The 26,047-nt window shown below is 67.5% G+C and carries 15 protein-coding genes; 3 read left to right on the forward strand and 12 right to left on the reverse strand.

From position 1 onward, the window contains the following. Window positions 1–58: 58 nt before the first annotated feature. From ACW9TB_RS08995 to ACW9TB_RS09015, 5 genes are all read right to left on the reverse strand, one after another. On the reverse strand, window positions 59–2,365 hold the full coding sequence (locus ACW9TB_RS08995) for an ATP-binding cassette domain-containing protein (RefSeq protein WP_472747465.1): 2,307 nt from the start codon (window positions 2,363–2,365) through the stop codon (window positions 59–61). 132 nt (window positions 2,366–2,497) lie between these two features. Further along, the gene (locus tag ACW9TB_RS09000; RefSeq protein WP_472747466.1) at window positions 2,498–3,658 is read right to left on the reverse strand and encodes a serine hydrolase domain-containing protein; all 1,161 of its coding nucleotides are present in this window, start codon (window positions 3,656–3,658) and stop codon (window positions 2,498–2,500) included. Window positions 3,659–3,994: 336 nt separating this feature from the next. Further along, complete coding sequence (locus ACW9TB_RS09005; RefSeq protein ID WP_472747467.1) at window positions 3,995–4,297, reverse strand: cupin domain-containing protein; 303 nt, start codon at window positions 4,295–4,297, stop codon at window positions 3,995–3,997. Further along, window positions 4,294–5,334 (reverse strand): RNA polymerase subunit sigma-70, encoded by a 1,041-nt coding sequence (locus ACW9TB_RS09010; RefSeq protein ID WP_472747468.1) that lies wholly within the window; start codon window positions 5,332–5,334, stop codon window positions 4,294–4,296. Before ACW9TB_RS09010 ends, ACW9TB_RS09005 begins: the two co-directional genes overlap by 4 nt. Before the next feature lie 122 nt (window positions 5,335–5,456). Beyond that, window positions 5,457–5,918, reverse strand: coding sequence for an RDD family protein (locus ACW9TB_RS09015; RefSeq protein WP_472747469.1), 462 nt, complete (start codon window positions 5,916–5,918; stop codon window positions 5,457–5,459). A gap of 286 nt (window positions 5,919–6,204) precedes the next feature. On the opposite strand from ACW9TB_RS09015, the gene glnA reads away from it, so the two are divergent. Further along, window positions 6,205–7,629 (forward strand): type I glutamate--ammonia ligase, encoded by a 1,425-nt coding sequence (gene glnA, locus ACW9TB_RS09020; protein ID WP_329092704.1) that lies wholly within the window; start codon window positions 6,205–6,207, stop codon window positions 7,627–7,629. A 62-nt stretch (window positions 7,630–7,691) separates the two neighbouring features. Here glnA and ACW9TB_RS09025 read toward each other — a convergent pair whose 3' ends face one another. The 7 genes from ACW9TB_RS09025 to ACW9TB_RS09055 all read right to left on the reverse strand — a co-directional run bounded on the left by ACW9TB_RS09025 (window position 7,692) and on the right by ACW9TB_RS09055 (window position 24,119). Continuing rightward, window positions 7,692–8,951, reverse strand: coding sequence for a tyrosine-type recombinase/integrase (locus tag ACW9TB_RS09025; RefSeq protein ID WP_472747470.1), 1,260 nt, complete (start codon window positions 8,949–8,951; stop codon window positions 7,692–7,694). Further along, window positions 8,948–9,124 (reverse strand): helix-turn-helix transcriptional regulator, encoded by a 177-nt coding sequence (locus tag ACW9TB_RS09030; RefSeq protein WP_472747471.1) that lies wholly within the window; start codon window positions 9,122–9,124, stop codon window positions 8,948–8,950. Before ACW9TB_RS09030 ends, ACW9TB_RS09025 begins: the two co-directional genes overlap by 4 nt. Further along, window positions 9,111–10,088 carry a replication initiator gene (locus ACW9TB_RS09035; RefSeq protein ID WP_472747593.1) on the reverse strand — a complete coding sequence of 326 codons (978 nt, stop codon included), beginning with the start codon at window positions 10,086–10,088 and terminating at the stop codon, window positions 9,111–9,113. Before ACW9TB_RS09035 ends, ACW9TB_RS09030 begins: the two co-directional genes overlap by 14 nt. A gap of 273 nt (window positions 10,089–10,361) precedes the next feature. Then, a complete protein-coding gene (locus ACW9TB_RS09040; protein ID WP_472747472.1) occupies window positions 10,362–11,432 on the reverse strand; it encodes a hypothetical protein in 1,071 nt (356 codons plus the stop codon). Window positions 11,433–12,873: 1,441 nt separating this feature from the next. Continuing rightward, window positions 12,874–14,022, reverse strand: a complete 1,149-nt coding sequence (locus ACW9TB_RS09045) for a DUF4238 domain-containing protein (RefSeq protein ID WP_472747594.1) — start codon at window positions 14,020–14,022, stop codon at window positions 12,874–12,876. A 587-nt stretch (window positions 14,023–14,609) separates the two neighbouring features. Further along, on the reverse strand, window positions 14,610–20,687 hold the full coding sequence (locus tag ACW9TB_RS09050) for an RHS repeat domain-containing protein (protein ID WP_472747473.1): 6,078 nt from the start codon (window positions 20,685–20,687) through the stop codon (window positions 14,610–14,612). A gap of 171 nt (window positions 20,688–20,858) precedes the next feature. Beyond that, window positions 20,859–24,119: a LamG-like jellyroll fold domain-containing protein gene (locus ACW9TB_RS09055; RefSeq protein WP_472747474.1), complete on the reverse strand. Its 3,261-nt coding sequence runs from the start codon at window positions 24,117–24,119 to the stop codon at window positions 20,859–20,861. 385 nt (window positions 24,120–24,504) lie between these two features. Here ACW9TB_RS09055 and ACW9TB_RS09060 point away from each other — a divergent pair, with 385 nt between their 5' ends. Further along, the gene (locus ACW9TB_RS09060) at window positions 24,505–25,158 is read left to right on the forward strand and encodes a C40 family peptidase (RefSeq protein WP_472747475.1); all 654 of its coding nucleotides are present in this window, start codon (window positions 24,505–24,507) and stop codon (window positions 25,156–25,158) included. Window positions 25,159–25,209: 51 nt separating this feature from the next. Next, window positions 25,210–26,046: an LLM class flavin-dependent oxidoreductase gene (locus ACW9TB_RS09065; RefSeq protein ID WP_472747476.1), complete on the forward strand. Its 837-nt coding sequence runs from the start codon at window positions 25,210–25,212 to the stop codon at window positions 26,044–26,046. The last annotated feature ends 1 nt before the right edge of the window (window position 26,047 follow it).

Consider the following 26,047-nt stretch of genomic DNA (forward strand, 5'->3'; position numbering starts at 1 on the left):
CGGGCGCGCGGGCCGATGACGACCGTTCACACCGGACGTACGAACGAGTGGGGGCGGCTCACGCCGAGCGTGCCGACCGGTGGCGGCGCAGGTATTCGGCGGTGAGCGAGTCCTGGCAGGCCAGGAGCTCCCGCGGGGTGCCGGTGAAGACGATCTCCCCGCCGTTCCTGCCGCCGTCGGGGCCCAGGTCGACGATCCAGTCCGCGTGGGCGACGACATCGAGGTTGTGCTCGATGACCACGACCGTGTTGCCCCTGTCGACCAGGCCGTTCATCAGGGCCAGCAGGGTGTCCACATCCGACATGTGCAGCCCGGTGGTGGGCTCGTCGAGGATGTAGACGCTGCTCGTGCGGTTCAGGTGGGTGGCGAGCTTGATGCGCTGCCGCTCGCCGCCGGACAGGGTGCTCAGCGGCTGTCCGAGGCTGAGGTAGTCGAGGCCGACCTCGGTGAGGGTGCGCAGCTTGGCGCGGAGCGCGGGCTCGTGGAAGAAACCGGCGGCGACCTCGACCGGCATCTCCAGGACGTCGGCGATGGACGCCCCGCGCAGTTTGTGGACGAGCACCGCCTCGTTGAAGCGGCGGCCGTCACAGGCCTCGCAGTGCGTGGTGACCGGGTCCATGTAGGCCAGCTCGGTGATGATCACGCCCCGGCCCTGGCACTCCGCGCACGCCCCGGTGGAGTTGAAGCTGAACAGCCCAGGAGCCACCCCGTTGGCCGTGGCGAACAGCTTGCGGATGGGATCCATCAGGGCGAGGTAGGTCGCCGGGGTGGAGCGGGAGGAGGCGGCGATCGCCGACTGGTCCACGAAGATCGCCTCGGGGTAGGCCCCGGCGAACACCTGCGAGATCAGCGTGCTCTTGCCCGATCCGGCCACACCGGTGACGGCGGTCAGCACCCCGACCGGGATGTCCACCGAGACCTTCTTGAGGTTGTGCAGGTCGGCGTCGCGGATCGGCAGCGCGCCCCGGGCCGTCCTGAAGTCCTCCTTGACCTCGCCCGCGCGGCGCAGGCCCTGCCCGGTGAGGGTGTCGGCCTCCCGCAGGCGCGCGTACGTGCCCTCGAAGACGATCTCACCGCCGTGTGTCCCGGCCCGGGGGCCGACGTCGACGACGTGGTCGGCGATCGCGATCACGTCGGGGTCGTGCTCGACGACGATCACCGTGTTGCCCTTGTCGCGCAGCGCGCGCAGCAGGTCGTTGAGCCTGCCCACGTCGCGCGGGTGCAGGCCGGTGCTGGGCTCGTCGAAGATGTAGGTCATCCCGGTCAGGCTGCTGCCCAGGTGCCGTACCAGCTTCAGCCGCTGGCCCTCGCCGCCGGACAGCGTGGCGGCGGCCCGGTCGAGGCTGAGATAGCCGAGCCCGATCGCGGCCAGGCGCTCCAGGGCGCCGCGCGCCGCGGCGGCGATGGAGGCGGACGCGGGCTCGTCGAGCGTGGCCAGCACCTCGATGAGGTCGCTGATCTGCATCCGGGCGTAGTCGGCGATGTTGCGCCCGCCGACGCGGGTGGCCAGCGCCGCCGGGTTCAGCCGGTCGCCGTCGCAGGCGGGGCAGACGCCGTCGGTGACGAACTTCTGGATGCCCTCGCGGGTCCGCTCGCTCAGGGTGCTCAGGTCGCGCTTGACGCCCAGCCTGGTGAAGCGGTCGACGATGCCCTCGTAGGCGATCTGGTACGAGCCGTTCTTCAGGCTCAGCAGCACCGTGCCCTCGGAGCCGTGCAGCAGCGTCCGCCACTCCTCCTCGGTGTAGTCGCACAGGGGCTTGGCGGGGTCGAGCAGCTCGTACCTGCCGTAGACCTGCCACTCGGTGCCGCCGACCTTGTAGCCCGGCAGCAGGATCGCGCCCTCGTTCAGCGACTTCGTGCGGTCCAGCATGAGGTCGACGTCGGCCTGGACGGTCCTGCCCAGCCCGTCGCACTCGGGGCACATGCCCTGCGGGTCGTTGAAGGAGTAGGTGGAGACCAGGCCGTTGCCGTGCCTGGCGAACAGTGCCCGGATCATGGGGTAGATGTCGGTCATGGTGCCGACGGTGGAGCGGGCGTTGCCGCCCACCGGCTTCTGGTCGACGATCACCGGCGTGGTCAGGTTCTCGACGACGTCCGCCTGCGGGCGCTCGTACTTGGGCAGCTGGTTGCGGATGAACCAGGTGAAGGTGGCGTTGAGCTGGCGCTGCGCCTCCACGGCCACGGTGTCGAAGACGATGGACGACTTGCCCGAGCCGGAGACGCCGGTGAAGACCGTGATCATGTCCTTCGGGATGGTCAGGGAGACGTCCTTGAGGTTGTGCTCGCGGGCCCCGACGATCCGGATGCCGTCCTGCGCGGCCTCGGTCCGCGCCTTCGGCCCGGTCTTCTCCTCGGTGACGGTCACGGGGCGGCTCCTCTTTCCTGCTCGCGCGGCTCGCGGCTCGTGCGGCGTGTGGGCGTGACGAAGGCGTAAGGGATCGAGCTGGGGCGGACGGTGCGTGCCGCACGGCGGATCCGCCGTGCGGCACGCGGCACCCTAGCGGTCGCCACCGACATTCATGACGAGCCCGCCGAGGGCGTCGAAGGTGGCGAAATCCCCGCCGGAGACGAGGTTCTTGGTCACGGCGATCGAGATGCCGGTGGCCGTGTCGGCGTACGCGGCCGATCCGCCGCTGCCCGACATGCCGAACAGGGTGGGTCCGGAGAGGAGCTGGGTGGCGCCGAGGGCGTACCCGAGGGACCTGGTGGCCGGGAAGGCGGTGACCTCGTCCGTGCCGTTGAACTCCACGGCGGTGATCTCGCGGAGCCGTTCCGGCGAGACGAGCCTGACGCCGTCCACCTCGCCCAGCAGGGCGGCGTACATGCGGGCCACCGCGCGGGCGGACATGGTGCCGCCCGCCGGGATGTCGGAGGTCAGCACGTCGGCGCGGTTGCCGAAGCCCGCGTCGGGCATCGCCGCCATCGGCGCCGCCGTGTAGCCGTCCACGACCTTGAAGAACGGGATGTCCGCGAACATCGCCTCCGCGGACATCCCCTCGGGCATCTCGAAGTCGCTCGGCGCGTCCTCCAGGCGGGCCAGCCTGTCCAGCCCGGACTCCGGGACGCCGAAGAACAGCTCGTCGGCCACGCCCAGCGGTCCGGCGACCTCCTCCCGCAGGACCTGGGAGATCGGCGTGCCGGTGGCCCGGCGGACGATCTCACCGACGATGTAGCCGAACGACTGGGGGTGGTAGCCGCTCCCGGTGCCGGGCTCCCACCAGGGCTTGGCCCCGGCGATCGCCGCGCACATCTTCCCCCAGTCGCACAGGTCCTCCGGCGTGGTGTCCACCGGTACGCCGGGAACGCCCGTCGAGTGGGTCAGGGCGTGCCGCACGGTCGCGCGCTCCTTGCCGTGGGCGCCGAACTCCGGCCACAGCTCGGCGATCGGCGTGTCGTAGCCGAATAGGCCCCGCTCCACGAGCACGTGCGCCACGGTCGAGGTGACGCCCTTGCCGGTCGAGGCGCTCCAGAACGGCGTGTCCGGCGTGACGAGGCGCCCGGTGGCCGGGTCGGCGACGCCCGCGACGACGTCGACCACCAGCTCGCCGTGCCGGTACGCGGCGACCTGCAAGCCCCGCTCGGCGCCGGACTCCACAAGCTTGTCGGCCGCTTCCTGGACGCGCTTCTGCATGTCGTTCACGGTCTTTCCCTTCGCCATCTTCATGATCTTCGTGTTGGGGTGTGTGACCCGTATGACGGCCGGAGCCCGCGAAAGGAATCGGTCCCGGGACGAGAAATCGGTCCGGGTATCCAACGGGTATCCAAAAGGGCTCCGAAGCCGGACGGGGAGGGACGGGGCCCGTCATGTCCGGCGCCCTCCGGACGGCACCAAGACGCCGTTCCCGCCGCCCAGGACCGGGGAACCGGCGCCGCCAGGGTCCCCGGACCGGGAGATCAGCGCCGTGTGAATCGCCAAAAGAGCCGTGTGAATCGCCAAAAGACCGGCGTCGCGCGGGCCGCCGACAGGTCGGCACCGCAAGGGGCCACCGAAAGATCAGCGACGCGCGGGCCGCCGGGAGATCGCGAGCAGGACGGCGGGCTCCCGTCCCGGATTGCGCAGGGCTCGCACCGTGAGCCCGTCCAGCCACAGCACGTCGCCGCGCAGGAAAGCCCGGCGATCACCGTCGGAGCAGACCAGCTCGATCCGCCCGCGCTCCAGCAGGACGATCGCCCCCCGCCACTCGGCTCCGTCGTAGACGCGCGAGTCGCCGGGCTCGACGACGACCCTCCGTACGTCGAACGACGGCCCGGACCGTCCGGGAGGCGAGGGCGCCAGGTTCTCACCGGCGCTCGTCACAGCGTCTGGGGAAGACCGAGGGCCGGGAAGATCTCGGCGCCGAAGGTGGTGATCTGGCTGACCAGCCCGTCCTCGACCCGCAGGACACCGAGCCACGAGCCGTGGTACTCGGACTCGCCGGGCCGTTTGACGTACGCCGCCGCGGCGGGTTGCCGGTTGACGCGGGTGGGCAGGACGCGCCAGTCGCCCCACGCCTCGGGGCCGACCATCGCCGGGCTCCACGCGTCGACGATCGACGGCCCTCCCAGGATCCAGACCGGCGTCGGCGGCATCGACTGCCACGCGTCCGCGCGCAGCACCCCGGCCAGGATGGCGGGGTCGGCCTGCTCGACGGCGTCGATGTAGCGCTGCAGCACCGCGCGTTCCTCACCGGTCGGGTCCGAGGACGGCGCCCATTCCAGCCGCTGGGCGGGCAAATGCTCCCGCATCGTCGCCCGTGCCCGCTGCAGGGCGCTCTTCACCGAGACGACGCTCACCTCCAGCAGCGCGGCGGCCTCCTGCGCCGACCAGCCGAGCACGTCGCGCAGGATCAGCACCACCCGCTGCCGGGGAGGCAGGTGCTGGATGGCGGCCATGAACGCCAGCTCGATCGTCTCCTTGGCGACCACGGCGGCGTCCGGCTCGGCCCCCGCGGGCGCGACGGGCTCCAGGAGGTGGTCAGGGTACGGGCGCAGCCAGAAGATCTCGGTCGACGACGGCGAGGGCACCCCCGGGGTGGCCAGCACCGGCGCCTCGCGCGGGCGCGGGCGGCGCGGATGGCTGTCGAGGAAGTCCAGGCACGCGTTGGTCGCGATCCGGTACAGCCAGGCCCTGAACGTCGAGCGCCCCTGGAAGCTCTCCCGCCTGCGCCAGGCGCGCAGGAACGTCTCCTGCACCATGTCCTCCGACTCCTCGAACGAGCCGAGCATCCGGTAGCAGTGCACCCGCAACTCCCGCCGGTGCCTCTCCACGAGCACCCCGAACGCGGGCTCGTGACCCGCCAGCGCCGTGGCCAGGACCTCCTCGTCCTCCACCCGCTCCTGGCCTGTCTCGTTCATGGTCACGACCTCAACCTCCCGTACGGCGTCCCGACCCTCGCGGTCGCCCACGGTATGACGGCCACCGGCCGGAAAAGGAATCGGCGCCGGGCACGATCACGGACGAAGGGGCGCGGGCCCGTTCAGAGACGTACGACCACGGTGTTCGCCGCGCGGTCGTGCAGGCCGCGCCCGTCGCGGTCCCAGACGAGGGCGGGTACGGCCAGGCAGAGCAGGAAGGTCCGTATCAGCACGGGGACGAACCTGGGGGCGCCGCCGTCGAGCGCGGCGACCCGGACGCCGAGCAGGCGCATCCCGAAGGTCATCCCCATGGTGCCCACCAGCAGGAGGTATTCGGCGGCCAGGACCAGGACCGGCACCCAGGGCGCCGCGGTGGGGTCGATCCGCAGGAGTCCCTGGGTGATGGCCCAGGTGCAGATCAGCCAGTCGATCACGATGGCGCCGATCCTGCGGCCGAACCCGGCCGTCGAGCCGCTGCCCTCGGCGGGCAGCCCGAGCCGCTCCCCCGGGTAACCGAGATCGACTCCGGCGGACCTGACGCCGCCGAGCCAGGTCTGGGTCCAGCGCGGCTGCTTGCTGCTCATGCTCCCAACGGTAGCCGCCCCACCCGCCGCCCTCGTATCCGCCGTGAACCCTCGTACGTCCCACAGGCCCCGAGAGCCTCTTCTCCCCCCTCGGAAAGGCCGCTCCCGCCTGACGTCGCGGACGTGAAACTCCGGTAAAGGAAAGACCCGCCATACCCGCCCGAAGCGAACCTGACGACTAGCGTGGAGGCGACTTTCGCTTAACACGGGTGAAACAAACGAGACACGGGGCGGTAACGGCACAGGCATACTTTCGGTCTGTTAGCCCGTCCCATGGGAGGTTCGCGTGTTCAACTCCGCCGACGACGTCCTGAAGTTCATCAAGGACGAAGGGGTGCAGTTCGTTGACGTCAGGTTCACCGACCTGCCGGGGACGACGCACCACTTCACGTTCCCCTCGGAGAACTTCGGAGCCGGCGTCTTCACCGACGGCCTGATGTTCGACGGATCGTCGATCCGCGGGTTCCAGGCCATTCACGAGTCGGACATGCTGCTGCTGCCCGACCCGTCCACGGCCGTGCTCGACCCGTTCAGGCAGCACAAGACGCTCAACATCAACTTCTTCGTGCACGACCCGCTGACGGGCGAGGCCTACAGCCGCGACCCGCGCAACGTCGCCCGCAAGGCGGAGGAGTATCTCAAGGGCACCGGCATCGCCGACACGGTCTACTTCGGCCCCGAGGCCGAGTTCTACATCTTCGACGACGTGCGGTTCGAGACCAACGCCCATTCGAGCTACTACCACATCGACTCGATCGAGGGCGCCTGGAACAGCGGCAAGGCCCAGGACGGCGGCAACCTCGGTTACAAGCCGCGTTTCAAGGGCGGCTACTTCCCGGTCCCGCCGATGGACCACTTCACCGACCTGCGCTCGGAGATGGTCCGCAAGCTCATCGACGCCGGGATCGACGTCGAGATGCAGCACCACGAGGTGGGCACGGCCGGTCAGGCCGAGATCGACTTCCGGTTCAACACGCTGCTCAAGGCCGCCGACACCCTGATGCTGTACAAGTACATCGTCAAGAGCACGGCCCTGGAGCACGGCCACACGGTCACCTTCATGCCCAAGCCGATCTTCGGTGACAACGGCTCCGGCATGCACTGCCACCAGTCGCTCTGGAAGGACGGCGAGCCGCTCTTCTACGACGAGGTCGGCTACGCGGGCCTGTCCGACACCGCCCGCTACTACATCGGCGGCCTGCTCAAGCACGCCCCGTCGCTGCTGGCGTTCACCAACCCGACGGTCAACTCCTACCACCGCCTGGTGCCCGGCTACGAGGCCCCGGTCAACCTGGTTTACTCCCAGCGCAACCGCTCGGCGTGCATCCGCATCCCGATCACGGGCTCCAACCCGAAGGCCAAGCGCATCGAGTTCCGGGTCCCCGACCCCTCCTGCAACCCGTACTTCGCCTTCGCCGCCCAGCTCATGGCGGGCATCGACGGCATCCGCAACAAGATCGAGCCGGTCGAGCCGGTCGACAAGGACCTCTACGAGCTTCCCCCGGAGGAGGCCCGCAACATCCCGCAGGTCCCGGGCTCGCTCGACGCCGTGCTCGCGGCCCTGGAGGCCGACCACGAGTACCTGCTGGAGGGCGGCGTGTTCACGCCGGACCTGATCGAGACCTGGATCGCCTACAAGCGCGAGAACGAGATCGACCCGATCCGCCTGCGCCCGCACCCCCACGAGTTCGAGCTCTACTACGACGTCTGAGCCATAAAGCTTCTGACCTGGTGAAACGCTGACGGTTAACCCGTCAGGGCACATCCAGGGCACTAAGGCATCCCGCGAAAGGCCGTCGGCCGTCCCTCCGCTGAGGGCACGCTCGACGGCCTTTCGCATGCGCTCCTCCCCCGACGGCATGAAGTGCGTGTAGGTCCGCAGCGTGAACCCGGGATCCTCGTGACCAAGGAACTCGGCGAGGCTGCGAATTCCACCCCCTCCGCCAGGAGCACGCTCGCGAAGTGATGCCGCAGGGCGTGAAAGCCCTCCTCCCTGCTCTCGACCCACCGGCGAGTCCCGATCCCGCGGGCCGGGATGACTCCCCCGGCTTCGAGGGCCGGTTTCCAGATAAACGAGTTGAAGTAGTTCCGGTTCATCGCCTTGTGCTCTCGCGAGGTGAAGACAAGACGGGCACTCACCGGCTTGCCCTCCGGGTGCTTCCAGAGGAGCGTCACCAGGACGGCGGGATAGGCGCTCAGGTGATCGGTAAGGCGGAGCGCCACCGTCTCCGGCAATGGGATTTCTCGCGGCTTGCCACTTTTGGGCGGGGCAAAACAGAGCCTCGCACCCACGATCTTCACCTGCCGGACTACGTGGACGGCTCCTGACCTGAAATCGACGTCGTCCACCGCCAGATCGAAGACCTCCCCCTGGCTCATGCCGAGACCCGCGCCCAGGTCGACACTGGCGCGGTAGCGGAACGGGAAAAGCGACTGCATGAGCGCGACCCGCTCGCGGCTCCAGGCACGGATCTTCTTGCGGGCCGGGGCGGGAGACTTGACCGAGTTGGCCCGGCACGGGTTCTTGGCGATCACCCCGTCATCCACGGCGGCAGTGAGCACAGCCGAGAGATTGGCGAAAATGGTCCGCACGTAATTAAGCGCGAGAGTCTTCTGAAGGGTGCGCGTCCAGCCCTGTACGGCCGAGGGACGGAGCGACCGCAGTTCCCGGCTTCCCAGATACGGATAGATGTGCAGCCGCAACCGGAACTCCACAGCCTCGCGGGTGGACTCCTCGAATGTCTGATCTTCAAGCCACTTCTCGCCATACTCCTTGAGCGTGATCTTCCCGGCGTTCGGGTCGATGTAGGTTGCGCGGTTCGGCTCGTTCGTGATCTGTGCATCGAACGCTTCTACGCAGGTGTTCGCGTCCTGACCGGCATTCTTGGCGAAGTTCCTCTTGCGCTGGCTTCCGGACTCGTCGCGCCAGCGCACCTGCCACCGGTCGCCGATGCCGTACTCGGAGCTACGGACCTTCTTGGTGGTGCCGTCGGGCTGTTTCACCATCTTGTGCCAGCGGTCATGGACGGTCATGGCTGCCTCCGCACCCAGGCCACGACGTCTTCCGGCAGGTAGCGGAGGTGACGGCCGACCTTGTAACTCTCCGGACTGGTGCCGAGGTGACGCCACTGGTAGAGCGTGGCGACAGGTACTCGCATGAAGCGCGACGCTTCGGCCATGCCCCAAAGGTTGTCATCGAGGGTCATGCGGCCCCCATGGGTGCGACGTACCGGTAAGAGTGCTCACCAGAAGTGCGTCACCGACGGAGAACCCCTTGCCCGCGTACTCCCAGTTTGTGATGACGAGGACGGTGTCCTCGTCGAAGAGGGGCAAGCGTCCGGTGGTGGTCTCTTCGGTGCGGGCGAAGTCGCGGCGTTCGTCGCGGATGGAGCCGATGATGATGGAGTAGTGGCGGGAGCGGGTGGAGAAGTGACCGCGGAAGCCCAGCATGTGGGACCAGTGGGCAAGGCAGAGGTCAGCCAGTTCGTCGAGGGCGCCCAGGCGCTGGCATTCGGCGATGAGGCGGCGAGGGTGGTCGCGGAGGTTGAAGGCGGTCAGGTCGTCGAGGGGGTTGATGCGCCGGTCCAGGGTGCCGACGCACTCGGCGGCTTTGGTGGCGTACTTGGCGATGTAACCGACCACGGCCTGGTGGGAGAGTTCGCCGTCCATCGTGATCTGACGGACGTCGAGCTGCTGGCCCCAGCGCAGGATGCGCGTCGGTTCATCGCCTGCTGCGGGAATAGCCACGGTCACCGCTCGGACGGCGTATTGTACGGCGTGCGTCAGCACCTCCGCCGTCGCCCAGGCTGGAGGCGGTGAACCGGGTCCGTCCGGCCCGTCGAGGCGAATGACGGCGTGGAAGTGGACGACGCCGCGCTTCTGGTACTCGGCGACTTTGGCGAAGGAGATCGTCAGGCGTTCGCGGAGCTCCCACAGGGTCAGACCGGCCGTCTTGGCGACGCGTCGCCGCAGAGCGTCGGTGAAGCGCTGCCAGAGCTTCAGGGAAACGGCGTTGAACAGCACCGATCCCGTGTACTCGTAGCAGTCCGGGCAGAGCGGCTCACCGAGACACGATTCGTTGGCGCCGTGTCGGGGGGTGGATGCATCCGAAGCCAGCCTTCCACTACCTGCAAAGCTGAGCAGTTCATCAACAAAGAGGCCCGAGATTATCTCTGGGCCTCTTTGATTTTTCGATAGAGTGACCCACTAAGGTAACCCTGAGTCCCATAGATGCGAGGGGGGCCTGTCTTCGTAATAGCTAGTTCCGTAGTCTCCAACTTTCCAACCACGCTCCTTGATGAGGGTCGCTATGCCCTCAATTAGCTCTTGGACTTTTGAATGCTCCGCGTATTTGTCGTCCATGTAAATATCATCTAGCCCTGGAGGGTTGAAAGCGATCCAGAGTAGCGTGTCACCTCCCTACATATGACACCTTCGTTATCTTCACAAGCCTTCCCTTGAAGCTGATTTTTTGCGGCGGCAATCAATTGCAATTACATCGATATTTCCGGGCCTACTCCGAGCTAGTTCCGTTAGTTCAGCTTGGACCTCATCGGGATCCCTCTTGTGACACATGGCCATATAGTATCCCCAGATGGCGTCCGCGGCGTTCATATACTGGGGCAATTGATCTGCCAGTCCATGTCGCAGCTTTTTCGATTCGCGATCCTTCTTAAATTCAATCACGCACGTAGAGGCATTTAAGGTCAGGGTTAGATCCGTCGCCCCATTGCCGTGGTCAGCCCCAGGGTGAACATGGATGCCGAGCGCATCAAAGGTGAGGCTGGCGAAGAGCCTAAATACGCTTTGATGACGAGTTTCGTGCTCGGGCTCACCGTTGGCATTATACAGAAGCTTCCACGTGCCTTGGTCTCGAACTGCGGTAGCGAAACGTTCTGCTGTGTCGTGCACCGCCGCCATCAACACTTTTTCATCAGGTAATCCCTGATATTGTATTGTAGGGAGGTAGTGGGCTCTTCGGGAGCCGAGGGCGAGGGCATTGCCTTGAAGGTTATCGCGCGCATCCCAGCCAAAAGAAGCAAGCGGCTCGCGATAACCTGCCACAACCAGATCGAACCTGTTTGGTGATATTAGCCGTCCAACCACCAAGGAAATATCATCAACCTCTCTCATGTTACTAGAAGCCGTGCTGGTGATTCTACACTCTTTGCGCACGTAGCCCGAAATGGTCCTGCCATCCATCAGTTGGATCTGTGCGGTCAGTTCGTCCGGGTACTTCGTCTCCCCTGAGTGAACGAACCAGTCGCCCACTGCTGGATTAAAGTTAGCAACCTCGTCTAGCTGTAATCCCCGTATTAGATCGGCGATTAAATCGCCTATCAGTGCACTTCGATATAATTCACTGAGCTGTCGGCCATCACCTACATCCCAGAGATTTCCGAGTAAGCCCACACTAAAGCGACCCAGCAGGCCACCTAAGGCGTTTAGGCGCACATAATATGCCTGAAATGTCAAATTTGGATCGTCTTTTGCAGGTATTTCATTCCATGCCATGGCTACTTCCTTTTTCATGAGCGAGGCGAGTAAAAAAGCTTGTCGCTAGAGTGCGCGGTCGGGGGTAATCTCGCACTGTGGCCGACCTTGAGAAGCGTGGATGGAAATACCACGCGTCCATTGTCTCGGCAGGTTTGGAACGTGGTGTCTTCGAGCTGAGGCAGAGGTACGGCCTCCAGGGTGTTCCATTCCTGTTGGATGAGTTCGAATAGCTCCGCGCACTGCGATGCGCTACGGGCACCTCTTGATTGGCTTCGTTCCGGGTCGCGCGGTCGCCATTCGCCGGTACTAGTACGTGCACGTGCGTTGAGTGGGGGTCTGCGACAAACTTGGAGTAAGTACTCCAAGGCCAGGCCGCATGCCTCTGATCCCAGGATGCTTACCTGATCCTGCTGATTTGAGCTTGTAAGTTGGACTAGGTTGGGCCACTGGATGACCACTACGCGTTCCCATATCTCTGGTGGAACAGTAGTTGCTATATGATGGCTTTCCCCGATTGGGAGATCGCGCAGCCGCCGCTGTGCGTTTTGTGTCTGCCCCACGTACGCTAAGCCCGTGCCGGACAGGTATACGCCGTAGAGCGCAGGACCCGTGACCGCTGGCCTGTCTGGAGTGCTGCCTGCAAGGAGTTTGCCAATAGCGTAGGCGAACTGAAAACGGCTGTCTTGCCATTGTTCGAGCATCGGACGTGTGCCTGTCAGGTGCCCAAGGGCGGTCCATAGGCTCATGGGGTCTATCGGGGGGATCAGTTCCATCGGCTCAGCTCATTGTGGAGGTAGGGAAGGGTCGTCTACGTCTGTGCGTGCTTCGCGTGGGAGGGTTGCAACGCACAGGCATCCTCTCAAATATACCCATACAGAGGCACCCGGATCTTGTGGCATCTCATGGCTTAAGCTCTACGAGAGTGCTGGGACTCAGCCGAGCGTTGCTGCCGGCCCGCTGTTGCTCTGCGGTGGGTATGACGGCAGACGGGATAGACAAGCACGGTAGTGCCATTGGGATTGCGGAGCATTTCGCTAATTATCTGGAAATCCCCATTCGCTTCCTAGAACCCATCGGAGGGCCGAGAGCTTACCCTACACAAAACCCCACCCCCAATCGTCCCAAGGACCTACGTTTTCTGCACCATATCGATTCTCAATGCGTCGCATAGTGGATTCTACCTGGGTAGCCAACCCTTCCGGCACTGAGTCAGCTTCACCGTGCGCTTCTTTCTCCTGTCGAATTACAGGACCCGAATGCGGCAACACAGCCTTCCAGGCCCGCACGATCAGTCGTCATCACACGCTTGAGCAGGCCCACCCGGCATTGACGTTGATGCGGCCCGCAGTCCGCATCGAAGGGGGCGATGGCTCGAATCCCTGCGCTCCACTCACATGCTAGCGAAATCCCCCCTCGGCTAATCAGTGGCCCGATCGCGTACATGGCAAACGAAGGACGTTCAAGATGATCTGTATCGGCAGGCCGCCCTGACGAATCTTTCCGTGTCCTGGTCTGGTTTGAAGAACACGTGTCGGTAGGCTGCGAAGATCTGCAGCTGGTTGAGCCATTCGACTAAAGGTTTCTCCACTTCACTTGTCAGTTGCTGAGGGCCGAGGGCGACTAGGTGTCGGGGGCCGAGCGGCAAAACCACACTGTGTGCATCACCTACGGCCATATTGTACGTAGCAATGTTGAGATTGGTCGGATCGAACCTGACGGCGATTGCCGGACTGTCTCCGATGATGAACTGTCCAGCCTTGGCGGTTAGGATTTCGGGCTGCCATGTGTCGATCAAGGCTCGGACTTTTTTGAACGTTTCCTCGATGTTCTGCCTAAATAGCTGTCCGCTTGCGAAGCCTTTAGCGGGAAGGGACTCTTCCAGGATTGGATCGAGGAAGGCTGGCAGCGCCACATCCGGCAAGTGCAGGCCCGTCTGCCGTTGTGCTTCGGCACGCACCAGTTCCTTGCGCCGCCCGAGCATGTTGGCGCGCAGGTTCTGATAGGCGTGATGGAACGAGTCTTGGTGGATCTTCTTGTAGCGGAACGATCGAACGAGGTGAACACTGATCAAATCCCGAAGAATGGACGCGTTTGCCGTGTTAGTGAACGGATCGCCTTGATCGATGGCCGCGAAGATTTGTGGTGCACGTTGTTCAGCATGCGCCCAAAGATTTTCGATTGAAGCTGAATCCACCGGGACGAAGTCTTTGTCGTAGGCACATGCCCTCGGAGTCTTGAGCTTGTGCGTGCCATCCGGCCTCTCAAGGTTGAATCTCGTGAGTTGCCGTCCGCTGCTCTTTGAACCCGGAACCGTAAAGCGCTTGAGCAGCACCTGTGAGACGACATGCTGATCCCTTATATGCCTGATGGGCGCCTGATCCTGCAAGGGGCCAGACGTGGATCCTGCCTGTGATGAGGATGGAGCGGTGTGCACGTTAACCGATTCTGCCTGTGCGGACCGTAGTCGGCACACGATTTTGTCGATGACCCAACCGGCCCGAAGGCGATCCGCATCGTTGCTTACGAACGACGTCGACAATCGAGCGGTTTTCGTGCACGGCCGGACCCAGTGGTGGAAGCCATCCAGATCTGGAAGCACAGGGCACATGAGAACGAGAAGCAGCGCGAAACGCTGAGAACCAGCGAACGTCAAAAGCCCAGCTCAGAACGCCCTGTAAAAGATCACCGCAGGTCGGCCGCCATGGCAGATCAGATCTACGACGTCTGAGCCATAAAGCTTCTGACCTGGTGAAACGCTGACGGTTAACCCGTCGGGGCACATCCAGGGCACTCAGGCATCCCGTGAAAGGCCGTCGGCCGCCCCTCCGCTGAGGGCACGCCCGGCGGCCTTTCGCATGCGCTCGCCCCGGCGGCATGAAGTGCGCGCGGGTTCATCCGGAGCCATCGCGAAGGAACAGAGCCGCTCCAACTCGCCGGCCGACTGCCGGCGCTGCCGGGATCCGGGCAGGCCGCTGCGTCACGGCCGTGGTCGGCAGTCCGGCAGCCCGCGTTTCGCAGCGCACCGGTCTGCGTGCCCGGCTGCGGCTCTCCGGCCGGTCCGGGCACGCACCGCCCGCGCGGGGCCATGAAGGTCCCGCGCCGGTTAGTGCCCGGTGGGAACGCCGCCGGCGCGGGGCCTTGGGGGTCCCGCGCCGGTTGGTGCTCAATGAGGATTCAGTGGGACAGAAGGTGTTGTCAGCCCATTCCTCCGAACCAGGCGTTGAGGAAGTCGGTTATGATCTTCTGCCCTCGGACGCCGAGTTCGGCGGTCGCGGCGCCCGCCCGGTTCGTCTCGATCTCGTACTTCTCCGGTTTGAAGATCTGCCTCTCACCCTGGCCGGAGCCGCTGCGGGGCAGGTTCGACGGCGGCCTCCCCTGCGGGTACATCCGGCCGTTGCCGTAGATGGTGTAGGACTGGGTCGGCTGGGCGGAGCCGTCGTTGCGGTAGACCTGGCTCGGTCGTGGCCGGGCCGTCTGCCGGTTCGCCCTGGGCGGTGCCTGCCGCTGTGTCGACCTGTGGCTGGTCGGCCGTCTCGCCGCGCGCGAGCGCGCCTCCTGGATTCCTCTGGGGAGCCTGCCTGCCTGGCGGTTCCGCCGCTGGGACGCCTGCGCCAGCCGCCTCAGGGCCGCCGCCTCGCGAGCCGCCTTCCTCGCCTGTATCCGGGCCGCGACCGCGGCCCTTCGTTTCTCCGCGGCCTCCCGTGCCTTCCTGGCCACCTCGGCAGCCTTCCTTCTGGCCGCCGCCAAGGCTTGCTTCTTCTTCTCGGCTTCGGCCCGTTTCTTGGCCGCCGCCAACGCCCGCTTCCTGGCGTCCTCCAGGGCCTTCTTCCTGGCCTCCGCCAGGGCCCGCTTCCTGGCGGCCTCCCGGATGCGCTGGAGCATCTTCCGCCTGATGGCGCGTTCGGCCGCCTTCTTGGCGAGGTAGCGGGCCCCGAACCGGACGCCGATGGCGACCGGGATCCAGACCCACTGCCCGTCGGGGTCGCTCATGGTGACGGGGCTGTTGTTGGCGTAGGTGTAGGCGTTGAGCTGCTGCGGGTCCACGTCGTCGATGACCGGGTCCACCGACAGGAAGCGGCCGTTCTTGGGGTCGTACTCGCGGGCGCCGAGGTGGACGAGGCCGGTCGTCGAGTCCTCCGTGCCTCCGACGAACCCACGCTGGCCCGGCCACCAGGGAGGTGGCGCGCCCCGGTTCTCGCCGAACGGGGTCATCCTCCGTACGGCGAGGTCGCCGTTGCCCGCGTTCACCGCGGCCTGCGCGGTGCCCTGGTGGTCGTTGGCCAGGAGGTAGACCTTGTTGTCGGGGGTGCGTACCGCGATGGGCTGGTCGTTGATGGTGTAGTAGCGGGTCTGCTCGACGGCGTCCTTGGCGAAGTCGAAGCGCAGCTCCATGTCGTCGACGTAGAGCGTGGCGTCGGTCGGGGTCTTGCGGATCAGCCGGTCGCCGTCCGCGTCGTACACGAACGACGTGGTCCTGCCCGCCTCCGTCACCGACGCCAGGTTGCCCTCGGCGTCCCAGACCAGGGCCTGGTCCACGGCGCCGACCTTGCGCCTGGTGGTGTTGCCCGCGGCGTCGTACTCGAAGAGGTCCGTGCCGACGGCCTGCAGCGCGTGCGGCTGCCTGCCGCCCGCCTGCGGGTAGGTGGAGGTGCGGACCGTCTCGCCCGCGCCGCCCCAGGCGTGCCTGGTCTCCTTGGTCCGGTTGCCGATGGAGTCGTAGGCGTAGCTGGTCGCGTACGGCGCCACGCCGCCGATCTTGCCGGACGTGGGCGTGCCGCTCGCGCAGTCGTCGGTGCCCGTCCAGGCCGAGGTGAGGCGGCGCATCTGGTCGTAGGCGAAGCACTGCGTGTCCTGGCCGCTCGCTCCCCTGTCAGCGATCTTGGTGACGTTGCCGACCGCGTCGTAGGTGTAGTTGATGTCCAGGTCGGTCGCGGTGGTGCCCTCCCTGTCCAGCCGCATGCCGGTCAGCCTGCGGGTGGACTCGTCGTGGGTGTAGGTGAGCCAGGTCTTCCTGTCTCCGGTGCCCAGCTCGTACTGCAGGGTCTCGCCCAGCTTGGAGTAGCGGGCCGCGCTCACGTACGGCGACAGGCCGGTGACCTTGGTCGGCTGGTTCAGCTCGTCGTAGGTGTAGACGACCGACTCCTCCTCCAGCCCGCCCGCGGCCGGGAAGCTGACGGACTGGACACTGTCGTCGAGCGTGTAGCGGGTGTTGAGCACGTACGAGCCCGCCAGCTTGCCCTCCCGCTCGGGGATGGTGACGGTCTCGCGCAGCGGTCGGTAGTCGGCGTCGATCGCGTTGAACTCCGCCTTGTACGCCTGTCCGTCCACGTACCGGATGCTGGCGTTCATGTGGCCTTTGGCCAGCGCGTCGTACTTCCACTCGGCGAGCAGCGGACCGGTCGCGGAGCCCTCGCGCTGCTCCTTCTTGCGACCCAGCTCGTCGTAGACGTACCACAGGGTCCTGCCTCGGGCGTCGGTGGTGCTGACCAGCTCGTCGGCGTCGTTGTAGGTCATCGTCGTGACGCCCTTGTCGGGGTCCTCGGTCTTGGTCTCCCGGCCGCGCACGTCGTAGTGGTGGCGCCACACGTTGCCCGCCGGGTCGGTCACCGTGGACAGCCGTCCGGCGTGGTCGTAGGTGTACTTGGTCGCCTCGTACTCGCCGGTCGGGTTCGGGCCCTTGTACTGGCGCAGTTCGAGCAGGCGGTCCTCGGCGTCGCCGATGCGGGTGGTCGCCGTGCCGCCCGGGGGCGGCGTGACGTGGACCCTGTCGCCCTCCTCCTTGGAGGAGACCCGGTACTTCTCCACGCCCTTCGCCCTGAAGACCTGGGCGTCGACGTCACCCGTCCCGTCGAAGACGGACACGACCTGCGTGGGTACGTCGGTGTCGGCCACCGCCAGCAGGCTGGTGGAGGGTGCCCCGGTGGCGAAGTAGCCGGTGTTGGCCTTGGACTGCTCGCCCAGCGAGTTGTAGAAGGTGTCGGTGATCGTGCGGCCGTCACGCAGCGCGGGGTCCTGCGTCTGGTCGTTCCTGGGCGCGGGTTCCTGGGTCTGGCGCTCGCGCGCCAGGCCGTCGTACAGCTCGTGGCTGGCGGTGTAGCCGCCGTCGGCGCGCAGCGTCCTCGTGGTGACGACGCTGGGACCGTCGGCGCGCATGACGTAGGAGTACTCGGTGCTGGGCGACTGCCCGCCCGCCTTGCTGCGGTCGGGCTGCCAGACCTTGGTCAGGCGGCCGAGCGCGTCGTACTCGATGTCGACGCGGCGGTTGTTCACGTCGACCTCGGCGACGGGCTCGCCCCAGGCCGGTTCGAGGATCGTGCGGTTGGCGTGGCCGAGCTCGTTGGTCTCGGTCACCTCGTTGGGCAGGGCGCCCGTGGCCGGGCTGTAGGCGGTCACGGACCTGGCGCCGACCGCGTCGGTCTCGCTGGTCTCGCGGCCGTACACGTCGTAGGTGTGGACGCTGTCGGTGATCGTCGCGCCGTCCCCGGAGACGAGCTGCTGGACCAGGGTCACATCGCCCTTGCTCGGCGCCTGGCCGTACGCCTTGCCGTCGTACTGGACCCTCTCGTCGGAGATCGGCGTGGACGTGGTGGCGCCACAGCTCGCGGCGACCTTCTGGATGCGGCTGGGGTAGTCGAGCATCCAGCTCGCGTCGTTGCGGGCGTAGGTGTAGCTGACACACCTGTCGTCGCCGGTCGAGGCCAGGTCGCCCTTCTCCTCCACCTGGGTGAGCAGGCCCCTGGTGTCGTACGAGCGCTCCTCGCCGACGCGCCGCCACTTGCCGTCGGGCAGCGCGGTACGGGTGGCCATGGACTTGGCCTCGACCACGTAGGCGGCCTTGGTGACGCCGCCCTGCGTGGACTCCGCGGTCTTCACCGACCACGGCTGCTCGACGGCCGCCTTCAGGACGGCCCCGCCGTCGCCGTCGTACAGGATCTCCTCGCGCTCGAAACTGGCGTACTGGTCGAGGTCGTCCACCTTGACGCCCTCGGAGTCCTCGACCTGCGCGCTGCGCTTGGAGCCGTCGATCTGCTTGTCGCCGTGCATGCCGCGGAAGTAGCGGAACTCGGTCAGGGTGCGCCTGGTGTCCTGCCCGTCGCCCTCGCGCACCCGTACCCGGCCGAATCCCCGGAAGTCCGACCAGGTGCGGTGCTCGGGCTTGACGAGGATGTTGTCGGCGTAGTGCCAGGCGGCGCCGCCCAGGTACTCGTAGCTGGTGACCGCGTTGGGCGAGGCCGCGACGCGGTCCACCTCGACCGTCTGTGCCACCACGTACTTGTGGAACCAGTCGGTCACCTCGGTCTCGTTCTGCGGCGCCCAGCGCTGCGGGAAGCACCGCTTGGTGTTCTTGTCGGCCGCCGGCAGTTCGCCCGGCCTGCACTCGGCGGGGGCGTAGTTGATCCGCAGCTCGCCGCCGGTCCCGTTGTCGACCGACTGGACGCGCCACTTGACCAGCGGGGCACGGCCCTCGTTCGCGTCCACCCGGTTGGGGAGCTGGATGCCGGCGAACGTGGTCTTGGGCAGCGCGATCGTGCCGCCCACGTGACCGGTCTGCTGGATCGAGGCCAGCCACAGCGACGGGCTGAGTCCGTCACCCGTGGCGGGGAACTGGTGGGTCAGCGCCCAGGAGTCCACCGGGTAGTACTGGCCGGAGCGGTTGAGGACCTGGGTGGTGACCTTGGCCAGCCGCTTGCGGGTGAAGAACGTCGGCGCCAGGCGGTCGGTGCACTTCACCCCGGAGTCACAGATCTGGTCGAACGGGACGTCCGGCCAGTGACCGGCGGTCTCCTTCTTGAGCTGCTCGGGGGCGCAGGTGACGGTGCCGCTGGGCAGGCAGCGCTCGGCCACCTCGAACAGCACGCGGGACGCCGGGGACTTGGTGAACAGCTCGTTGTGCAGGTAGCCGTAGTCGATACGGGTGAGGTAGGCGCCCCGGACGTACTGGGTGCCCAGCTCGGGCTTGGAGTTTCGGCCGTAGTAGTTGGTCTCGCGTTCGTACCAGTACGTGGTCGCGTTCCCGTGGGTGTCCTGGGCGTGGTCGAGGTTCCACCGGTAGGCCTGCTGGCACCAGGCGTTGGCCGGGGTGCTGGAGTAGCAGGGCTCGCCGCTGTTGTTGCCGAACACCGGCACCGTCTGGACCGACCTGGTCTCCGGCTTGCCCGTCACCCAGCCGGGCAGGCGGTTGAGGCCGAAGGTGTACTGGGTGCCGTCGGCGCTGGTGACGCGCCAGTACTCCCCGTTGTTGTCGCCGTTGGTGGCCCCGGTGAGGTACTCGACGCGGGTGCCGTCGTCGCGCTTGGGCCGCCACTGCTTGGTCGTGGCGTCCTTGACCAGCTCGACGGCCGAGCCGCCGAGGGCCAGCGTGGCGTTCTCCTGGTCCCAGCACAGGTCGCCGGTCTTCTTACCGTCGATCATGCAGGACTTGTGGCGGCGCTCGATGTAGCCGCCGGGGCTCAGCTCGAAGCCGTCACCGGCCCATGACGCCTGGTTGTTGGTGGAGGCGGTGCGGCCGTCCAGGCTCTGCGAGGAGTAGGCCAGGGAGATCTCCGGCTCGTCGCCGCCCAGCGCGGGCGGCGTACGCATGTCGTGCCCCCAGCTGAAGTCGCCGGTCTGGGCGCCGACGCTCCAGTCGGCGGAGGGGGACAGCGAGGTGGCCGAGTGGTCACCGGACTGGCCGGAGGCGGCGGCCGTGAGCGCGTACACGGCGCCGGTCTCGACCTCGGCGGTCAGGGTGGCCGCCTTGGCGTCGTTCTCGCTCTTCACCGTCTGCGGCTGCGGGCAGGTGGCCGCGGCGGTGCTGAGCTGGCATTCGTCCAGTTTGACCATTCGGAGCCGGGCACCGTAGTCGCCCCCGTAGGCGTAACGGAAACCCGAGTAGTCGACCAGCAGACGCGTCTTCTTCGCCGCCTTGGCCGTCGCGACGCCCTGGCCAGGCGAGACGCGCATCGTCAGGCCGAGCCGGTCGGTGTCGAGCAGTTCCACGCTCACCGGCTCGGCGGACGCTCTGGCCTCCCCTGGGGCGGGGGCCAGTCTCACCGGGAAGTCGGCCGCCAGGGTGGTGGCACCGCCGCCCAGCTCGGCCTTCCCGGGTTTGGGCCAGGTGACCTTCGGTGGCGCCTTCCACGCCTGTTTCCGCACGGGGTCCGCCATCGCCGGCAGGACCGGGACCGCCTGGCCCCTGACCGGTGTCTCCTGCTGTACGAACGGGGCCGGGCGGGCCTCGGCCGAGGCGGGCATGGCGTGCACCAGCGGCACGACCAGGAAGACGGAGAACACGGTCGCGAGCCTGCGCGGCCAGGGCGACTCGCGTCTGGAGCCCTGGAAAAGGTTCCAGGAGGAGTCGGGAAGATCAGGGATTTCGGGTGGTGGAACACGATGCCAGCGGGATTCGGGCAGCTCTAACTCATCCGGTAGATCCATGGACCTCTCCCAGTTGGGGGGCGGGAGTTACTGGGCGGCCAGTTGAGCGATCTGCTCGGTGCTCAACACGCCGTCATACGCGCGGACGTCGTCCACCGTCCCCGGCCAGAAGCCGGTGAAGGCGCCCGCGGTCTTGGTGCGGCCCAGCTGTAGCGGGCCGGTGGCGCTCCAGGCGCTCAGGTGGTTGGTAACGGTGGTGGTGGACAGGCGGCCGTTGACGTAGACGCGGAGCTGACCGGCCAGCGGGTCGTACACACCGGCGAGGTGGGTCCATTCCAACGGGTTGGGAATGTCGTCGGAGCGGGTGCGGACGAGGGCGGCGGTGTCGGTGTCGGCGGCGGCCATGCCGAGGGTCCAGCGCCCCTGCTCCTTGTCGAAGCCGAGCTGGAACCCGGCGGCCCTGCCGCCGGTTTGTGCCACGGCCGCCGTGTCACGGGTGGGCAGGTAGTCGAGCTGGGTCCAGGCGGCCACGGTGAACCCGTTCCTGGTGTTGACCACGGGCGCGGTCGTCTGGGCGTAACCGCCGACCCCGTCGAGCGCGAGCGCGCCGTCCAGCCAGCCCGACGTCCACGAGGCGGCTCCGGCCAGCGTCGCGGCCGTCGCCCGGCCCGAGGCGTCGGCCGCCGTCGAGCCGGACTCCTCGTCCAGCGTCCAGTGGCCGACCAGCGTGGCGGCGCTGTTGACCAGCTCGGAGATCTCGTCGGCGAACATGGCGCGGCCGTGGACTCGCACCTCGTCGACGTCCCCTGACCAGTGCTCGGAGGCCGCCCCGCCGACCTTCCCCCGGCCGATCGTCAGGGGGCCCGTGGCGTTCCACGGGGGTGTGACGGCGACCGTGGACTCCAGCTTGCCGTTCACGTAGAGCGAGATCTGGCCCGCCGCGGAGTCGTAGACGCCGGTCAGATGGGTCCACTCGTTCAGCCTCGGGGCGGCGGAGGACAGGGCGCGCACCACCGGCGCGCCGTCCGTGTCGGAACCCGTCACGGTCAGCGCCCAGCGGTCATTGGCCTTGGCGTACTGCAGCGAGAACGCGCCCGTCCTGCCGCCCTCCTGGGTGACGGCGGTGGCGGTGGCGGCCGTGCCGGTCAGCCGGGCCCAGGCGCTGACGGTGAAGTTGCGGCCGGTGTCGACGACGGGGCCGGAGGTCTGGGCGTGGGCTCCGGCCAGTTTGAGCGCCGTGCCGACCTTGCCGGAGGTCCAGGTCGCCCCGTACAGCGTCACGGGGTGGGCCGCCGCGCTGTCGGCCGCCACGGTGCCCTGGCCCTCGTCCAGCGTCCAGTGACCGCTGGGGCCGCTGCCCGCGTTGACGTTGAAGACGTAGGTGCGGATCGGGCCGAGCTGGCCCGCGCGGTCCTTGCTGCGCACCGACAGCACGTTGGGGCCGTCGTGGCGCGGCGTCAGGGTGATGGTGGCGGTGCCGTCCTGGCCGGGCGCGACCTCCGTCTTGGGCGCGGAGTCGAGGCCCCAGACGTAGGCGGCGACGTCGGGGACGCCGTTCGGGGCGAACGTGAACGTGCCGGAGAGGCCGACCCCCTCGCTCCAGCCGTCCTCCGCGTACCGGGACGAGGAGATCTCCGGCTCCCTGCCGGGGGCCGTGGCGTCCACGGTGGCCTCGCACCACGGGCTCCACGCGCTGCTGGCCCTGCCGTCCTCGGCGCGGGCCCGCCAGCGGATCAGCGCGCCGTCGGAGTAGAGGTTCGGCGGGACCGTCGCGGAGAAGGCGGTGCCCGTCGAGCCCGTCGCGGTGAGGTACTCGCCCTTCTTGGTCCCCGCGGCGTCGTACCACTCGAACCGGCCCCGGACCGAGTTGTCGACGTCCTTCAGCTTGGCCCACAGCTTCGGCGCGGGGGTGCTGATGATCGGCCGGGCGTCCCCGGAGACGCAGGGACCGCCCGGGTCCGACCAGGTGTCGGCGGCGACCGGGTTCGTGGGCAGCGAGTTGTACTCGATGACCAGGCTCGGGTTGTTCTTGAACTTCTTCCAGGCGTACACGTCGGTCTCGCTGGTGGCGCGCAGGCCGATGGTGACGGTGGGCCACTTCTTGGCGGCGGCGTCCACGACCTGCGAGGTGACGTCGAACTCGACACCGCCGGGCAGGCACGACGGGCCCCAGCCCTTGGCCACGTTCACCGTGGACAGCAGCCTGACCCAGGTGGGCTGCTTGTTCCAGGTGGTGCTCTTACTGATGGCGTTGGTCGCCCAGGCCTCGACCTTGCGGGCGCTGCACGAGTACGACCACGTCTCGTACGTGCGCAGCGTCGCCTTGATGATCTGCTTGCCGTGGATGGTCGAGCCGGTGTTCATCTGGAAGAACGAGCGGTTCTTCTGCGAGTCGACGTGGCCCGTCCTGGCCACGTCGCTGGAGTTGAGGTAGTTGGAGTTGGGCCAGTTGCTCCAGACCGCCGTCCAGGCGTTGCGCGCGGCCGAGAAGTACGGGTCCAGGTAGACGGGGAAGCGGGTCTTCGGGTCCGTCATCATCTTCCTGTCGGGCCTGAGCCGCAGCCGGCCGCCCGCCAGTTCCACGCCCATCGTCGCCTCGCGGGCCTCCGGGGAGCGGCCCTCCTTGAGCGCCTGCGGGCTGGTGATCCCCTCGGAGTCCCACATCTTCGGGGTGGGCGCGGTGAAGATCGTGCCCTCGTTCCTGTCGACGGCCTCAAGGTTGCCCGCCCTGTCCGATCTCACCGACAGGCCGGAGACGGACAGCGGGAACGTCAGCTCCGTCATGCTCGCCGCGGCGGCTCGCGACTTGACCACCAGGATGTGCGAGAAGCCGTCCACGTCCGCGCTGACCTGGAGGTCGACGCCCGGCATGACCTCGGCGTAGGTGGCGGTGTCGCCCTTGAGCGTGGGCTTGGGCAGCTCGCCCTGCCAGCCGAGCCGCAGGGACTTGGCGCCGCGCGACAGCGTGGCCAGCGGGGCGTCGCCACCGCCGGAGAACGTCAGGCCGACCGCCGCCGCGGCCGGGCCGACCGTGCCGTCAGGGTTGGGCCGGAGGGTGGTGTCGACGGGGACCCAGCCGCCGGACTGGCGGACACGCACCGGGCGCACGTGCTGCTCCAGCGTGACGGTGCCGTCCGGCTTGGCGAAGACCTGGCGGGTCTCGGTACGCATCGACTCGACCTCGACCGGCTGACCGGTGCGGCGGGCCGCCGCGAACGCGTGCTCCTCGGTCCCCGGTTGCTCCCGGAGGGTTTTCCGCGGCTCCGGCACGTCGTCCGCACGGGCGGTCACCGCTGGGGAGATCCCCAGGATCAACGTCGCTGCCAGCAACCCACGCAGTACCCGCATACGTCCTCGCCCAAGGTGAGCAGGGGTTACGCGCGGGACGGACCACCCGCCCGGCGTCTCCACGATCTTCGATTGATGATCGGATCTTCACCCGCTTCGACCGATTCGTCCATAGTTTGGACGTTCTTTCTTAAAGATTTCTTCAGAAATCTCGCCCGTGTGAAGATAACCGCCAGAGGGCTCCGACCTCCTTCGCGGCCCGCCACCGCCCGTGTTCGATCAAGGGGACCGCATGGCGGTGACGTCGGCGGCCGACGGCGCGAGCGATATCGGCCCCGGGCGGACGAGGGCCGAAACCCGCCCTGCTGAATCCGTACAGAACGCACATCACCGGCTTGTTGGGCAGACTGGTCATGACTCACAGGGACCGACCAGGCGAGGTGACGTGGCGGCGGCGCTCCGGGACGACGAGGTGGATCTCACGCCCTCCCGGACCGGGAACCGGCCTCTCGGCCCTCACGTACGCCGCAGATGGGCCGCGGCGGTCGTGCTCCTGGGAACGTTCCTGCTCTTGAGCGCCTCCGCCTGGATACCGACCCGGCCCGTCACCCCCAACCGGATCACCGCCATCGCGTACGCGATCGAGGCCGGGCAGCACCAGCCCGGCTGGCGGGGCGGGGAGATCCCCTACTCCTGGGGCGGCGGCCACGACGAGGATCCCGGCCCCTCCCTCGGTACCTGCCAGGGCTACCAGGGATCGATCAAGCCCTGCCCGGCCACCAGGACCCTCGGCCTCGACTGCTCCGGTCTCGCCCGCTGGGTCTACCACCTCGCCTACGGGCGCGACGTGCTGGGACCGGGCAACACCGACGCCCACGTCAGGCGGCTCAAGAGGGTTCCCGCCGCCTCGGCCAGGCCGGGGGATCTCGTTTTCTACGGCAAGGTCGGCAAGCGTAAAGTCAGGACCCACCACGTCGGCGTCTACGTCGGCCAGGGCAAGATGATCAACGCGCGGAGGACCGGGACCGAGGTGCGGGTCGATCGCGTCGCGGCCGTCGACGACCTCGCCGGATACTTCCGCTACACGAGACCCCTCTGAGGTTCCGCGAAAACGGCACAGCGGGAACTCCCGCCGTTCACTAGGAGAGATATGCGCCTGGGCGTCATGTTCGACCGTGACCTTCCCCCCGAGTCCCTCGTCCCCTTCTGCCGCCATCTGGACGCGGCCGAGGTGGACGACGTCTGGGTGGTGGAGGATCTCGGCTGGACCGGGGCCGTCTCGTCGGCGGCCACCGCGCTCGCCGTCACCGAACGCCTCAGGGTGGGCATCGGGATCACCCCGGCGCCGCTGCGCAACCCGGCCCTGCTCGCCATGGAGCTGGGCAACCTCGCCAGGCTGCACCCGGGCAGGCTCGCGGCCGGTGTCGGGCACGGCGTCCAGGACTGGATGCGCCAGGTGGGCGCCCTCGCGCCCTCGCCGCTGGCGCTGCTGGAGGAGACGATCACGGCGGTACGGGGGCTGCTGCGCGGCGAGACGGTCACCTTGCGGGGCAGGGCCGTGCGGCTCGACGGGGTGAGCCTGGTGCATCCCCCCGCCGTCGTGCCGCCGGTGCTGGCCGGGGTGGTGCGGCCCCGCTCGCTGGAGCTGTCGGGACGGGTGGCGCAGGGCACGATCCTGCCCGAGGGGGTCGGCCCCCGGCGGATCGAGGAGGCCCTGAAGCTCACCGGTGAGGGTGATCACGAGATGGTGGTCTTCGTCAACCTCTACCTCGGTGACGACGCCACGGTGGTCACCGGCCTGGCCGAGGGGTCCGCCGAGTTCCTGAAGGTCGCCCCGGAGGAGGTCGTGATGGCGACGGGCTCCCCCGAGGAGGCCGCCGACCAGGTCAGGTCGCTGTGGGAGGCGGGTGCCCGTACGGTCGTGGTCCGCCCGTTCGGACCGGACCCGCTGCCCCAGGTGGACCTGCTCCTGGCCCAGCTCCGCTAGG

It is taken from the genome of Streptosporangium sp. H13245 (assembly GCF_055690525.1).

Bases quoted from the DNA above. Each gene is read 5' to 3' on its own strand.
- ACW9TB_RS09030 (WP_472747471.1), bottom strand. From the start codon at position 9,124: ATGACCCTCGATGACAACCTTTGGGGCATGGCCGAAGCGTCGCGCTTC.
- ACW9TB_RS09025 (WP_472747470.1), bottom strand. From the start codon at position 8,951: ATGACCGTCCATGACCGCTGGCACAAGATGGTGAAACAGCCCGACGGC.
- ACW9TB_RS09000 (WP_472747466.1), bottom strand. From the start codon at position 3,658: ATGGCGAAGGGAAAGACCGTGAACGACATGCAGAAGCGCGTCCAGGAA.
- ACW9TB_RS09045 (WP_472747594.1), bottom strand. From the start codon at position 14,022: ATGTGCCCTGTGCTTCCAGATCTGGATGGCTTCCACCACTGGGTCCGG.
- ACW9TB_RS09055 (WP_472747474.1), bottom strand. From the start codon at position 24,119: ATGCGGGTACTGCGTGGGTTGCTGGCAGCGACGTTGATCCTGGGGATC.
- ACW9TB_RS09010 (WP_472747468.1), bottom strand. From the start codon at position 5,334: ATGAACGAGACAGGCCAGGAGCGGGTGGAGGACGAGGAGGTCCTGGCC.
- ACW9TB_RS09015 (WP_472747469.1), bottom strand. From the start codon at position 5,918: ATGAGCAGCAAGCAGCCGCGCTGGACCCAGACCTGGCTCGGCGGCGTC.
- ACW9TB_RS09040 (WP_472747472.1), bottom strand. From the start codon at position 11,432: ATGGCATGGAATGAAATACCTGCAAAAGACGATCCAAATTTGACATTT.
- ACW9TB_RS09065 (WP_472747476.1), top strand. From the start codon at position 25,210: ATGCGCCTGGGCGTCATGTTCGACCGTGACCTTCCCCCCGAGTCCCTC.